Below are 14,133 nucleotides of genomic sequence, written 5' to 3' on the forward strand. Positions count from 1 at the left end.
TTAGGTGCTATTTGCATTACCTACTCTGGCGCATTAACTCGATAAAATGGTCAAACAAAGGCGCGGCATCATGTGGGCCAGGGCTTGCTTCTGGATGCCCTTGAAAACTAAATGCCGGCTTGTCGGTACGATGAATGCCTTGCAGAGATTGATCGAATAACGACACATGAGTCACCTCTAAATTATCTGACAAGTGATTTTCATCTACGGCAAAACCATGGTTTTGACTGGTTATCATCACTCGCTCTCCCTTAATGTCTTTTACAGGGTGATTTGCGCCATGATGGCCAAACTTCATTTTAGTTGTCTTTGCACCGCTGGCCAAAGCTAGAAGTTGATGCCCTAGGCAAATCCCAAAAATAGGAATATTGGTGTCTAATAACTGCTGAATTGCTCGTATGGCATAATCGCAAGGTTCAGGATCCCCAGGACCATTTGACAAAAACACCCCATCTGGATTTAAAGCTAAGACTTCATCTGCAGTAGTTTTCGCCGGCACCACAGTTAATCGACAGCCACGATCGGCTAACATACGCAAAATATTGCGCTTGACCCCAAAATCATAGGCAACCACATGAAACTCGGGGTTATCTAATTCGGTTTGAAAACCTTCACCTAAAGTCCAACTGCCATTTTGCCAATGATAAGCTTGCTCACAAGTGACTTCTTTAGCTAAATCCATACCTTTAAGCCCAGAAAAGGCTTGCGCTTTCGCTAATGCATCTGATTCATCCAACACAATATCATCTAACGTATTACTAGCAATGATGCAGCCATTTTGTGCCCCTTTGTCACGTAGGATACGTGTCAATCTGCGGGTATCGATGTCTGCTATACCTAGAATGTTATTTTCTTCTAAATATTCAGACAAACTTTGTTCACTTCGAAAGTTACTGGCTAAGAGTGGCAGGTCACGAATAATTAGGCCTTTGGCCCAAATTTTATGGGATTCACAATCTTCTGTGTTTATGCCCGTATTACCGATATGAGGATAAGTGAGGGTCACAATTTGTTCTGCATAAGACGGGTCAGTTAAGATTTCTTGATAACCCGTCATAGAGGTATTAAACACCACCTCACCTACCGACACACCAGAAGCTCCAATAGCAGTACCTTTAAAGACAGAGCCATCTTCAAGTACTAAAAGGGCAGAATTAGCCAAATCAACCTCCAGGATATTAAAAAAATTTTAACCCTCAGAACTGGCTTAAATGATTTTCACCAGTCCCGAACAAAATCACGCAAACCATTGATTTACATGAGTATTAAGTTAATTTGCTAGTGATAAAAGAGCGAAACAACAAAGGTTGCGCTAAATTTTGGCAAATTCGCAATATTATACATAACAGAGCAATTGAGATCTATTCCCAATTTAATAAAATGCATAAATAGCAGTTTAAGTGAAATTTTCATATAAACGCCGTAAAAGTTTAACTTTCATCGGTTAATTATTAGGTCTAAACCCTAAAACGTCTTGCATATCATACAAGCCACAAGGTTTATCCTTAACCCAAAGCGCAGCTTTAACTGCGCCTTTTGCAAAGGTTAAACGGCTTGACGCTTTATGGGTTATTTCTAATTGTTCACCTATATCGGCGAATAGCGCGGTATGTTCACCTACTACATCCCCTGCCCTTACTGTGGCAAACCCAATAGTATTGTGGTCACGTTCACCGGTATCACCCTCGCGGCCATAAACTGCACACTCAGATAAATCTCGACCAATTTCATCGGCAATAGCTTCACCTATTGCAATGGCTGTACCGGATGGCGCATCCTTTTTAAATCTATGATGGGTCTCTAATATTTCGATATCTGCGGTATCAGCCATGGCCTTGGCTGCTTGTTTGACCAAATTCAGCATAAGATTCACTCCTACACTGTAATTGGCCGCAAACACTATAGGAATATGTTCAGATGCCGATTTTAGCGCAAGCCTTTGCTTGGCATTTATTCCCGTTGTGCCAACGACAACCGGCTTGTTGTGGGCAACACAAAACGCCAAATTTTCAGTTAATGCAGCGGGTAAAGTAAAATCAATTAGAACCTCGGTTTGCTCCATATAGGTAGATATATCAGCGCAAAGTAATACACCATTTTTACCTATTCCAGCCAACTCGCCTGAGTCGGCACCTATAAAAGATGAAGTTGCTTTAACACCAGCAGCACTTAATTTGACGTCAGAACTCTGTGCCACTGCGTCCACCAACACTCTACCCATGCGGCCATTGGCGCCCAAAATTGCAATATTACTCATAGCAGATAATTCATTTTGTATACTCAATATAACTGTAAATTGTGCCTGAAATATCTGTGTTATGCAGTAACGAAAACCTTTATTTTTATACTATTGGTTTTGTATTGGAAAGCCAAGTGCCAGCACTTTTGATAATATGGCCATTTTATACAGCTAACCTTGCAATTTTGGAGTGCTATGTTAGAAACTCACTTTGATAATCCAAGGGTACATTTACATCAATTGCCCACAATAGTGACCTTAGATAAACAACGTTTATCTGAGAAATATGCATCATTAAACCGACTAATTAACTTAAGTTTTACCTTGTTTTTATGCGTGATGGGATTGCTGTTATATTGGCAACCTTTAGTCCAGTTACCCCATACTCTGCGCGACTCTCTACCCTTGATCATATGGGTTGTCGCACTAGTCGGCTTGCTATTAACTTGGATTATTTATGCAAGCGATCAATGCAAATTTTACACACTTAGAGAGCTAGACTTACATTATGCCAGTGGTTTGTTTTTTCGAAAAATAGTCAGTCAACCCATTACCCGTATTCAGCATATGGAACTCAAACGTGGTCCTATTGAGCGGAAAGTCGGTTTAGCCCGATTACAAGTATTTAGCGCAGGAGGAGCGATGCATACCTTCGAAATTCCTGGTTTACCTATAGAGACAGCCCAGCAAATTAGGCAATTTATTTTGCAACATAAAGATGTGCTCAAGCATGGATAATCAGAGCATTATTGCAAGCAGCAAAAATACTGACTTTGGCGAATCATCACCCCCCCTAAATGATTGGCAAACCCTATCGCCTATAGCTATTTTGTATTTTGCAGTCAGCCTAGTTAAACACCTGCTTGGTAATTTTATCTATCTACTGCCTGTTTTTGCATTGAGTTATAAAAACATAATCGCACACCCTTTTATCTGGCTACCTGCCATTTTGATGGCTTTCGCGCTGCTATCACTCTTTGCTTTTGCCAGCTTTAAGGTGTATCGCTACCGTTTAACCGACGACAACATTGAGATACGCTCGGGTATCTTCAGCAAAAAGCATTTAAATTTGCCGTTTTCTCGGGTGCAAAATGTCAAAATAGAACAACCGATTTATTATCGAATTAGCGGCCATGCTTGTTTACATCTGGATACTGCAGGCTCTGCTAAAAACGAAGCAAAGTTAGTGGCAATTAAACTCGATTTTGCCCATCAGTTAAAAACCCGCATTCAACGATATGTAAAAGATAATACTTTAGATACCTGCCAAGATAATCTAGCTACAGGTTTATCTGATATATTGCCGGGAGCGAGCTCAAGCCAATCTCAGCAAGAAATAATGCTTAATCAACGTCAGTTATCTGATTTGGTGATCCACGGCATTACCAGCAATAGAATTTGGATTTTACTAGGGGGTTTAGCCCCTTTTTACAACAGTATTTTCGATTCGATAAGTGAATGGTTTGCTTCCTTAGGCATCGATCTAGACTCTCTATTTAGCTTAACAAACCACTCACTTATCGAAGTGACATTGTATGCCTTATCATTCACTATCATAGTCATGCTAGTGCTGGTCAGTTTTTCAGTGCTAGGAGCAATTATTAGCTTTTACGGTTATTCATCGAGTAAACAGCATGATAAGTACATTAGGCGCAGCGGGTTATTGACTAAACACGAAGTCAGCATGGCATTGAGCCGCCTACAGATGATAATACAAAAACAAGACTGGTTAGATGTGGTGCTTAACCGCATAAATTTGTGCTTTGAACAAACGGGAGCTTTTAGCCAAGACCTAAGCGCATCCGCAGCCAACAGCAAAATAATTGTGCCCTCCATCAGGCCTGATGAATCCCAAGCATTGATCAATGATGCTTATCCCAACAATAGCTTGAGTGATTTTGTCATAAACAACGCATTTGAATCCATTAGCCAGCGTTTTATATTTCGCAATGTGGTAATTTTCTTGATGCCACCTTGGTTAGCAATATTCGGCACGACTTTACTACATGGAGAATTCGCCATAGCAGCGCTGGCAAGCTTAGTGTTTCTAGCTTTATGTGGATTAGTAGTGTTACGTTGGAAGCGTTGGGGAATTGCCACAGATGAGGATTTTGTGTACCTAAGAAAAGGCTTAATAGGCGTAGATTACTATTGTTTTCCCAGTTATAAGTTGCAACAAACTCAATTTAAACAGAGTTTATTGATGCAAAGACACCATTTAGCCACAGTAAAATTTGTACTCGCTTCTGGCTCACTACAAGTCCCAATGCTCAATGAAAAACTAGCCTATAAATTAGTTGATCACGGATTATATCAAGTAGAGTCTAGCCAAAAGTCTTGGATGTAAAAAAGCCGCTAAATAAAAGCGGCTTTTGAGGTTTTCTGTTTTTCTTTACTTTGGTTAATTAGTTAAATCATCAAAGAATTTTTTCACGCCATCAAAGAAACCACTTTCTTTTGGACGATTTTTGGCAACGTCTTTACCGGTTCCCATTGAAGTTTCTAATTCATCTAGCAGCTCTTTTTGACGCGTGCTTAGATTAACCGGGGTTTCGATAACCACTTTACAAATAAGGTCGCCTATACTACCACTGCGTACCGATTTAACCCCTTTATTACGTAAGCGGAACATTTTTCCGGTTTGGGTTTCAGCGGTCACTTTAAGCTTTACCTTACCTTCTAAGGTAGGGACTTCAATTTCGCCGCCTAAGGCGGCACGAGTGAAACTTAAGGGGACTTCGCAGTACAGATTGTTACCTTCGCGGGTGAATATCTTGTGGTCACGAACGTGTACTTGAACATACAAATCGCCCGTAGGACCGCCCATTTCACCGGCTTCACCTTCACCCGACAAACGAATTCGGTCACCGGTATCCACACCAGCAGGTACTTTGACCGATAAGGTCTTGGTTTTTTCTACACGGCCTTGTCCATGACAGGGGTTACATGGATCAGATATAATTTTGCCTCTGCCTGAACAAGTAGGACAAGTTTGCTGCACAGCAAAGAAACCTTGACGCATCTGCACTTGGCCTTGACCATGACAAGTAGGACAAGTAGTAGGGCTTGAGCCTTTTTTGGCTCCTGAGCCATCACACTTTTCGCAGCCCACTAGCGTAGGCACACGAATTTCAACACTTTTACCTTTAACGGCTTCTTCCAGAGACAATTCTAGGTTGTAACGCAAGTCTGAACCTTGACGGGCACGAGATTGACGACCACCGCCACCACGACCACCACCAAAGATATCGCCAAACACATCACCAAAAATATCACCAAAGTCGCCACCTTGACCACCGCCGCCACGATTTGGATCAACACCAGCATGACCGTATTGATCATAGGCCGCACGCTTTTGCGAGTCGGTAAGCATTTCATGTGCTTCTTGCACTTCTTTGAATTTTTCTTCCATGGCTTTATCGCCCTGGGTTCTATCAGGGTGGTATTTCATGGCTAGGCGTTTATAGGCCTTTTTTATCTCGCGTTCGGTAGCACTTTTGTCCACACCCAACACTTCATAATAATCTCGCTTCGACATCTCGATTCGGTATCCTGCGGTTACTTATTTTATTCTGCTTAAGCCCGTAATTGACTTGCTTTTAATACAAACAAGGCGCAATCAGCATAAACTGTTGCGCCAAGTCAGGTTAACTCCAAAAGGACTCAACCATTTAAGTCGATAAATTTACTTTTTATCGTCTTCTTTTACTTCTTCAAACTCAGCGTCAACTACGTCTTCGTCTTGTGGTTGTGCGCCAGCATCTGTTGCTTCTGGGCCACCTTGAGCAGCGCCTTCAGCCGCCGCTTTCGCTTGCGCCACTTCCATCAACTTAGCTGAAGCTTGGATTAGCTCTTGCGTTTTCGCATCGATAGCTTCTTTGTCACCTTCTTTTACTGCTTCTTCAAGGGCAACTACTGCGGCTTCGATAGCCGTTTTGTCTTCTTCACTTAAGTCATCACCGGCTTCTTCAACCTGCTTACGAGTACCGTGGATCATGCCATCTGCTTGGTTACGTGCTTGAACTAATTCTTCAAACTTTGCATCAGCATCTTTATTGGCTTCTGCATCTTGCACCATTTGTTCAACTTCGTCGTCACTCAAACCAGATGAAGCTTGGATAGTGATTTTTTGCTCTTTACCTGTATCTTTATCTTTAGCAGATACATGCAAAATACCGTCAGCATCAATATCGAAAGTCACTTCTATTTGTGGTGCGCCACGTTGTGCTGGGCGAATACCTTCAAGGTTAAACTGACCAAGAGATTTGTTGCCAGAGGCTTGCTTACGCTCACCTTGTAGACAGTGAATAGTTACCGCAGATTGGTTATCTTCAGCTGTCGAGAACGTCTGTGACTTTTTAGTGGGTACAGTCGTATTTTTCTCGATAAGAGTAGTCATAACACCACCCATAGTTTCGATACCTAATGAAAGTGGTGTCACATCAAGTAACAATACATCTTTCACATCACCGGATAATACGCCGCCTTGAATTGCCGCACCTACTGCCACTGCTTCATCAGGATTCACGTCTTTACGTGGCTCTTTCCCGAAGAATTCAGTCACGTATTTCTGAACCATAGGCATACGTGTTTGACCACCTACTAAGATGATATCGTTGATATCACCTACAGATAAGTCTGCATCAGATAACGCTTGTTTAAGTGGTTCAAGAGTAGCCTTAACCATAGCTTCTACTAGTGATTCTAATTTTGCACGAGTTAGCTTGATAGTAAGGTGCTTAGGACCCGAAGCATCAGCAGTAATGTATGGCAAGTTCACTTCAGTTTGCTGAGCAGAAGACAATTCAATCTTAGCTTTTTCGCCCGCTTCTTTTAAACGTTGCATAGCAAGCGGATCTTTACGAAGGTCCATACCTGAGTCTTTCTTAAACTCTTCTACTAAGTAGTTAATCACTTGGTTATCGAAGTCTTCACCACCTAAGTGTGTATCACCGTTTGTAGCCAATACCTCAAAAGTATGTTCGCCATCGGCTTCGTCGATTTCGATGATAGAGATATCAAAAGTACCACCACCTAAATCGTATACTGCAACAACACTGTCGCCTTTTTTCTTGTCCATGCCGTAAGCAAGGGCAGCGGCTGTTGGTTCGTTGATAATACGTTTTACTTCAAGACCCGCAATACGCCCTGCGTCTTTAGTGGCTTGACGTTGAGAATCATTAAAGTAAGCAGGTACTGTAATAACGGCCGCTGTCACTTCTTCGCCTAAGTAATCTTCGGCAGTTTTTTTCATTTTCTTCAACACTTCAGCAGAAATCTGCGGCGGTGCCATTTTCTCACCTTTTGCTTCAACCCAAGCATCGCCATTGTCCGCTTTAACAATTTTGAAAGGCATAATGTCGATATCACGCTGTACTTCTTTATCTTCCCAGCGACGACCAATTAAACGCTTAATGGCGAATAAGGTGTTTTGTGGATTGGTTACCGCTTGACGTTTAGCAGGCTGACCCACTAAAGTTTCGCCGTCTTGGCTGTAAGCGATGATAGAAGGAGTAGTACGATCCCCTTCTGCATTTTCAATTACTTTGGCTTTGTCGCCATCTAATACTGCTACACAAGAGTTAGTAGTACCTAAATCGATTCCAATGATTCTACCCATTAGTTTTTCTCCAAAAATTTATTCTTAAAAGCTTGTACACTTTGTGGGGTTATTCTTCTGTTTTTCAACATTTTGTTTGAAAAAACCTTTACAAAATGAAAATTAATTTTGTGCAAAGACAGTTATGCCTCTACATCTACTCCACCTTCTGGCGCGCGTGTCACCATGACCATGGCAGGACGTAATAAACGGCCATTTAACTCATAACCTTTTTGCATTACAGCCATGACGGTATTAGGTGGCAAGTCTGCATTTTCTTGCATCGACATCGCTTGATGTTGTTCTGGATTGAAAGGTTGACCTTGGGGATCAATCACTGTCATGCCGAACTTTTCAATGGTGCTAACAAAAGACTTAAGTGTGAGCTCTACACCATCAAAAATAGGTTTAATGGCTTCGTCTTCAGGGTTTGCTACTTGTAAAGCACGCTCTAAATTATCTGCTACAGGCAATAATTCACCTGCAAATTTTTCCAAGGCAAATTTACGGGCTTTATCAATTTCACCTTGAGCACGTTTGCGGGCGTTATCGGCATCGGCAATAGCGCGCATCACTGAATCTTTTTGATCGGTGAATTTTGTCTCTGCTGCAATCACAGCGGCTTCTAATTCAACAATGCGCTGTTGATCTTCAGACAGTTCAACAACCTCCTGTTCAGCCGCCGTTTCAGGTGATTGTTGTGCATTTTCAAGATCAGTTGGTACTTCTTCACCCTGTGGTGGTGTTTGTTCATTTGACATGCTTAGCTCCGTATACTCTTTAAGCAAATTTTCAACTGCACTGTTAATGGGGTTAGATTGATAAGCTTCAAGGGCAATTAATTGATGTTTTTTTGATTTACACCATTTTGTATAAAGAACTGACCTGTGATGTGCACAAATCAATACAAAATAGCTGAGAGTTTATGGGCAAGAATTAGGAATATTCCTTCAGGCATATTGTCGCCACTATTCGCTGTCTATATACTCCGCTGAAAATCTAGGTGAGCGTAATTATCTGACAGTTCAGGTTAATTAAGCACACTTCTCACATTCTTTATCCAGCCAATGCGGAGTTGCATATGTTGTTCAACGGTAGCCTAATCACTGAATCAGCCACACGTCAGAAAATTCGCGATTTTTATCGTATCGACGAAGATCTTGCTGTTGAACATATCTTGCCCGATGCAGAGGTCAATATGCGCGCTCGTAGTCGCGCTTGGGATCGCGCTCGAAAAATGGTGTTGCAAATTCGTAACGATCAACAAGGTTCAGGCGTCGTTGAAGCACTACTCAATGAATACTCCCTTTCTTCCGAGGAAGGCGTGGTATTAATGTGTTTAGCAGAGGCATTACTGCGAGTACCAGACAAGCGCACCCAAGATAAATTGATCAGCGACAAGTTATCCAAAGGTCAATGGAGCGCCCACTTAGGTAACAGCGACTCACTCTTTGTTAATGCTTCTTCTTGGGGCTTATTAATGACAGGCGGCTTGGTCAATTACGCCAACCAACAAAATACCTTTGGTTTATTGAAAAAAACCCTAGGTAAAGTGGGCGAACCTGTTATTCGTAAAGCTATGAACATTGCCATGAAGGTAATGGGTCAACAATTTGTGATGGGTGAAACCATCGAAGCTGCAGTACAGCGCGCCGAAGACAAAGAACGCAAAGGATATGTGTATTCTTACGATATGTTAGGTGAAGGCGCCAGAACCCAAAAAGATGCCGACACCTATTTCGATGCCTACGCCCAAGCCATAAAGGTTATTGGTGTGGCGGCAAAAGGCAAAGGTCCGCGAAAAAGCCCAGGTATTTCCGTTAAATTATCTGCTATCCATCCTCGTTATGAATTTACTCATCGCGACAGAGTCATGGCCGAAATCCCGCCCAAACTCAAACAATTATGTTTATTGGCCAAGCAGTACGATATTGGCTTAACCGTTGATGCCGAAGAGTCTGAGCGTCTTGATATTTCCTTAGATATCATCGAACAAGTTTTCAGCGACCCAGATTTTGCCGGATGGAATGGTTTTGGTTTGGCGGTGCAGTCTTACCAAAAACGAGCCCTATTTGTGATTGACTGGTTACGTGAGCTCACCGAAAAAGTCGGCCGCAAAATGATGGTGCGACTGGTAAAAGGCGCCTATTGGGATACTGAAATAAAAAATGCCCAAAAAGACGGCCTCGAGCATTTTCCGGTATTTACCCGCAAGTCTTCCACCGATGTGTCTTATCATGCCTGCGCCAATCGTTTACTGGATTATCGTGACACTATTTACCCGCAATTTGCGACCCATAACGCCTACACTGCTGCGGTTATTATTGAACTGGCCAGTGACGATAAAGAAGGTTTTGAGTTTCAGTGCTTACACGGTATGGGCGACAGTTTATATGATCAAATTGTCACCATCGAAAACATTCAATGTCGTATTTACGCTCCTGTGGGTGAACATGAAGATTTACTGGCCTACTTAGTGCGCCGCCTACTTGAGAACGGTGCCAATTCCTCTTTTGTGAATGCCATAGTTGATGAATCTAAACCAGTAGAATCTTTACTCGAAGATCCCGTTGAGAAAACCCAGCGCCTTAAACATAAATACAACGAGCAGATCCAAAAACCCATCGCTTTATTTGGCAGTGAAAGAAACAACTCCAAAGGTCTGGATATTACCGATATCAATCAAATCACCCCGCTAAAAGCAGCCGTAGATCGTTGGTTTGAGGAAAACCAAATAAACGATAAGCAATTGCCTGACGGTTGCCATGGGGTGCGTAATCCTGCCAACAATGACGAAATAATTGGCTATCATCAGTTCGATACCCAACAAGATATGCTCCATAAGTTACAGCTGGCCCACAACACTTTTGCTACTTGGTCACAAACACCCACGACCGAACGGGCCGACCTATTACGTCGCACCGCTGACATACTAGAGCGCCACACTGACGAGCTGATTGCCCTGTGCATTAAAGAAGCAGGCAAAGTCACACAGGATGCCGTGGATGAAATTCGCGAAGCGGTAGATTTTTGTCGTTATTATGCCGTTCAAGCTGAAACACTGGCAGAAGACCCGCGACTCTCACCACGAGGCGTGGTGCTGTGTATTAGCCCATGGAATTTTCCCCTCGCTATCTTTTTAGGCCAAGTTGCGGCCGCCATTGTCACGGGCAATACTGTCATCGCCAAATCCGCTGAACAAACCAGTTTAATTGCCAAACGCGCCTTACAATTAATGGAGTACGTGGGTTTGCCCACAGGGGTAATACAAGCGGTTGTCGCATTTGGACCAGATGTGGGTAAAGTATTGTTGCCAGATGAACGCATCAAAGCCGTGATGTTCACAGGCTCGACAGTAACCGCTAATATCATTGCCCAAGCCCTAGCCGAAAGAGGCGGTGAACAAGTGCCTTTAATTGCCGAAACCGGTGGCCAAAACTGCATGATAGTCGACTCAACCGCCCTACCCGAACAAGTAGTGGATGACGTAATTGCATCAGGTTTTCAGAGCGCTGGACAACGCTGTTCGGCCCTTAGGGTATTATTTTTACAAGAAGAAATAGCCGATACAGTCAGTGAGATGTTAATTGGCGCGTTACAAGAATTAACAGTGGGTGATCCGGCCTATTTAGCAACAGATATTGGCCCCGTTATCGACCAGAAGGCCTTAGACAATTTAATTGCTCATTCTAAAGATATGCAACAGCAGGCCACTCTATTATTTGAAAGCAAGGTGGCCGATAACAATGGTACGTTCTTCGCTCCCAAGCTGTATGAAATTAAAGATATTTCGGTTTTAAAGCGAGAAGTATTTGGCCCATGTGTGCACATTGTACGATTTAAAGCAGATGAATTAGAAAATACAGTAAAACAAATTAATGCTACTGGTTTTGGGTTAACTATGGGTATTCATTCTCGGATAGATACCCGAGCGATGGAACTAGTTAAACTTTCAAATGCTGGAAACGTTTACGTCAATCGAAATATGATTGGAGCAGTCGTTGGGGTGCAGCCTTTTGGTGGACGAGGACTGTCTGGAACAGGTCCAAAAGCAGGTGGTCCAAATTATTTACCACGCTTGATGCTTGAAAAATCAACGCCTCGCCCTTTCACCGAAAAAGACTTAAATACTGATACCGCTTTGCAGGGTAATCAAGAAGCAGTCCAACAAGCCTCGAAGTTTATGTTTCAAGCCACAGAAGTGAAAGAAAAGTGGCAAGGAACTGACTTAAATACAAGGGTTTCTTTGGTTCGACAGTTATTGGCCGCTATTGCTAAAGTAGAAATGGTGGACGAATTGGCTGATGACTTAAATTCTACCCTCGCCGCCGCTCGCTCGCAGCTGATTAGTATTGAAAAACGCCTTAAAAAACCGCGTATTTTGCCTGGGCCAACGGGTGAGTCTAACGTGTTGTATCTAGAGCCTAGAGGGATCATTCTTTGTTTTGCCGATAAAAATGTGACGTTCGAATATTGGGCTTTATCTATTGTCACCGCCTTGGCAACAGGGAATGTGGTTATTTCTGTGGTATCCGAATTATTCTACGCAGAAGCTTTAGCATTTCGTGAGCAATTTATTGCTACTGGTGCCCCAGAAGGGGCATTACAAGTCGCTAAACTACAACATTTGCAACCTTTGTTGACTGAAGCAGATTTGGCTGGCGTTGTGATTGACAGTGAAAGCAAACGTTCCAGTTTTATGGTGCAGATGTTAGCAAAGCGTAAAGGGGCAATACTGCCAGTGATTACCGCGGAATATTACGACCATATGATCCAGCGGCTATTGACCGAGAAAACCGTCAGTGTCGATACTACTGCATCAGGTGGAAATACATCCTTGATGACACTAGTTGAAGAAGACGATTAACATAACATCTTTAAACCAATAAAAATGCTCTTTAATGTTTAACTTACTCGGGTTAAAGTATTGAATTATTAAGTTTTTATAAACTTTACCCGAATCTAAGGGTTGAAATAGGATTGTAGTAGTGAGCTTAAAAACAAATGAAGTAGATGTACTCATTATCGGTGCAGGGATATCAGGCATTGGTGCTGCGTTTCACTTGCAAAAAAATTGCCCAAACCAATCTTACGCTATTGTCGAAGCGCGCAGCGCAGTAGGTGGAACATGGGATTTGTTTCGTTATCCCGGCATTCGTTCTGATTCGGACATGTACACTTTTGGGTTTAATTTTAAACCTTGGCGCTCGGCTAAAGCTATTTCACCCGGTGAAGATATCAGAGCCTATATTACCGAAGCGGCCAGTGAAAATGGCATCGATAAACATATTTTATTTGAACACAAAGTTGTTGCCGCTAATTGGGTAAGTGCCACAGCTCGCTGGCATACCACAATCCATGATTTAAAAACCGGCGAATATTGCGTATACGTCAGTAAATTCTTTTATTCTTGTGCCGGTTATTACAATTATGACAATGGTTACACGCCAGATTTTAAGGGGGCAGAGAATTTTAAAGGAACCATTATTCACCCACAACACTGGCCCAAGGACTTAGACTATTCGGGTAAAAATGTAGTGGTGATTGGAAGTGGTGCCACAGCAGTAACTTTGGTGCCCACTTTGGCTGAAAAAGCTGAACATGTCACTATGTTACAACGTTCCCCTACCTATATTGCGGCGCGTCCTGGGCAAGATGCTTTTGCAGACTTTATGCGTAAGTATCTTCCAGCAAAGTTGGCTTATAGCCTTAGCCGTTGGAAGAATATTTTAATCAATATGTTTACTTATTCCTTAGCGCGGCGGCGTCCTGAACTTGTCAAAAAAGCGATACGTAAAGGAATATTAGATGTACTGGGTGACGATTACCCGGTTGACGAGCACTTTAAACCTAGTTATCAACCTTGGGATCAACGGGTATGTTTAGTACCTGATGGTGATTTATTTCAAGCAATAAAAACTGGCTCTGCATCTGTGGTAACTAATCATATCGATTGTTTTACTTCAACCGGAGTCAAACTTCAGTCAGGAGAAGAGTTAACGGCTGATGTCATTGTCACTGCAACGGGGCTAGAAATATCCGTATTAGGTAATTATCAACTCAGTATTGATGACAAACCTTTACAACTTTCTGATAGCTATTGTTACAAAGGAATGATGTTAAGTGGAATTCCCAACTTTGTATTTTCTATGGGGTATACCAATGCCTCTTGGACGTTAAAATCTGATTTAATTGCACAATATGTATGCCGTTTAATTAACCATATGGAAAAGCATCAGTATCAATACTGCGAGCCAAAAGTACCCGATTCAGGTATTGAAGATGAACCGATAAT

General features: G+C 42.4%; 9 protein-coding genes. 4 read left to right on the plus strand and 5 right to left on the minus strand.

Going from position 1 to position 14,133, the window contains the following annotated elements:
- Window positions 1-16: 16 nt before the first annotated feature.
- Both carA and dapB read right to left on the minus strand, forming a co-directional pair.
- Window positions 17-1,162, minus strand: coding sequence for a glutamine-hydrolyzing carbamoyl-phosphate synthase small subunit (carA, locus tag Q0688_RS00875; RefSeq protein ID WP_299071824.1), 1,146 nt, complete (start codon window positions 1,160-1,162; stop codon window positions 17-19).
- Window positions 1,163-1,444: 282 nt separating this feature from the next.
- On the minus strand, window positions 1,445-2,257 hold the full coding sequence (gene dapB / locus Q0688_RS00880; RefSeq protein WP_299071826.1) for a 4-hydroxy-tetrahydrodipicolinate reductase: 813 nt from the start codon (window positions 2,255-2,257) through the stop codon (window positions 1,445-1,447).
- Between the two features lie 177 nt (window positions 2,258-2,434).
- On the opposite strand from dapB, the gene Q0688_RS00885 reads away from it, so the two are divergent.
- Both Q0688_RS00885 and Q0688_RS00890 read left to right on the plus strand, forming a co-directional pair.
- Window positions 2,435-2,977 carry a PH domain-containing protein gene (locus Q0688_RS00885; protein WP_299071829.1) on the plus strand — a complete coding sequence of 181 codons (543 nt, stop codon included), beginning with the start codon at window positions 2,435-2,437 and terminating at the stop codon, window positions 2,975-2,977.
- Window positions 2,970-4,586 (plus strand): PH domain-containing protein, encoded by a 1,617-nt coding sequence (locus Q0688_RS00890; protein WP_299071833.1) that lies wholly within the window; start codon window positions 2,970-2,972, stop codon window positions 4,584-4,586. The genes Q0688_RS00885 and Q0688_RS00890 overlap by 8 nt, the downstream gene beginning before the upstream one ends.
- 54 nt (window positions 4,587-4,640) lie before the next feature.
- Here Q0688_RS00890 and dnaJ read toward each other — a convergent pair whose 3' ends face one another.
- From dnaJ to grpE, 3 genes are all read right to left on the minus strand, one after another.
- Window positions 4,641-5,777 (minus strand): molecular chaperone DnaJ, encoded by a 1,137-nt coding sequence (gene dnaJ / locus Q0688_RS00895; protein ID WP_299071835.1) that lies wholly within the window; start codon window positions 5,775-5,777, stop codon window positions 4,641-4,643.
- A 147-nt stretch (window positions 5,778-5,924) separates the two neighbouring features.
- Window positions 5,925-7,859, minus strand: coding sequence for a molecular chaperone DnaK (gene dnaK, locus Q0688_RS00900; RefSeq protein WP_299071838.1), 1,935 nt, complete (start codon window positions 7,857-7,859; stop codon window positions 5,925-5,927).
- 122 nt (window positions 7,860-7,981) lie between these two features.
- Entirely contained in the window at window positions 7,982-8,599 is a 618-nt protein-coding gene (grpE, locus tag Q0688_RS00905) for a nucleotide exchange factor GrpE (protein WP_299071841.1), read from the minus strand.
- Between the two features lie 320 nt (window positions 8,600-8,919).
- Between grpE and putA the strand changes: the two genes are divergently transcribed.
- Together putA and Q0688_RS00915 are read left to right on the plus strand one after the other, a co-directional pair.
- The gene (putA, locus tag Q0688_RS00910) at window positions 8,920-12,705 is read left to right on the plus strand and encodes a bifunctional proline dehydrogenase/L-glutamate gamma-semialdehyde dehydrogenase PutA (protein ID WP_299071845.1); all 3,786 of its coding nucleotides are present in this window, start codon (window positions 8,920-8,922) and stop codon (window positions 12,703-12,705) included.
- A 121-nt stretch (window positions 12,706-12,826) separates the two neighbouring features.
- Window positions 12,827-14,133 (plus strand): NAD(P)/FAD-dependent oxidoreductase (locus tag Q0688_RS00915; protein ID WP_299071848.1); only part of this gene is annotated, 1,307 nt, incomplete at its 3' end.

Origin of the sequence: uncultured Paraglaciecola sp. (assembly GCF_937123705.1) — a bacterium.
In the GTDB taxonomy this organism is placed as follows: domain Bacteria; phylum Pseudomonadota; class Gammaproteobacteria; order Enterobacterales; family Alteromonadaceae; genus Paraglaciecola.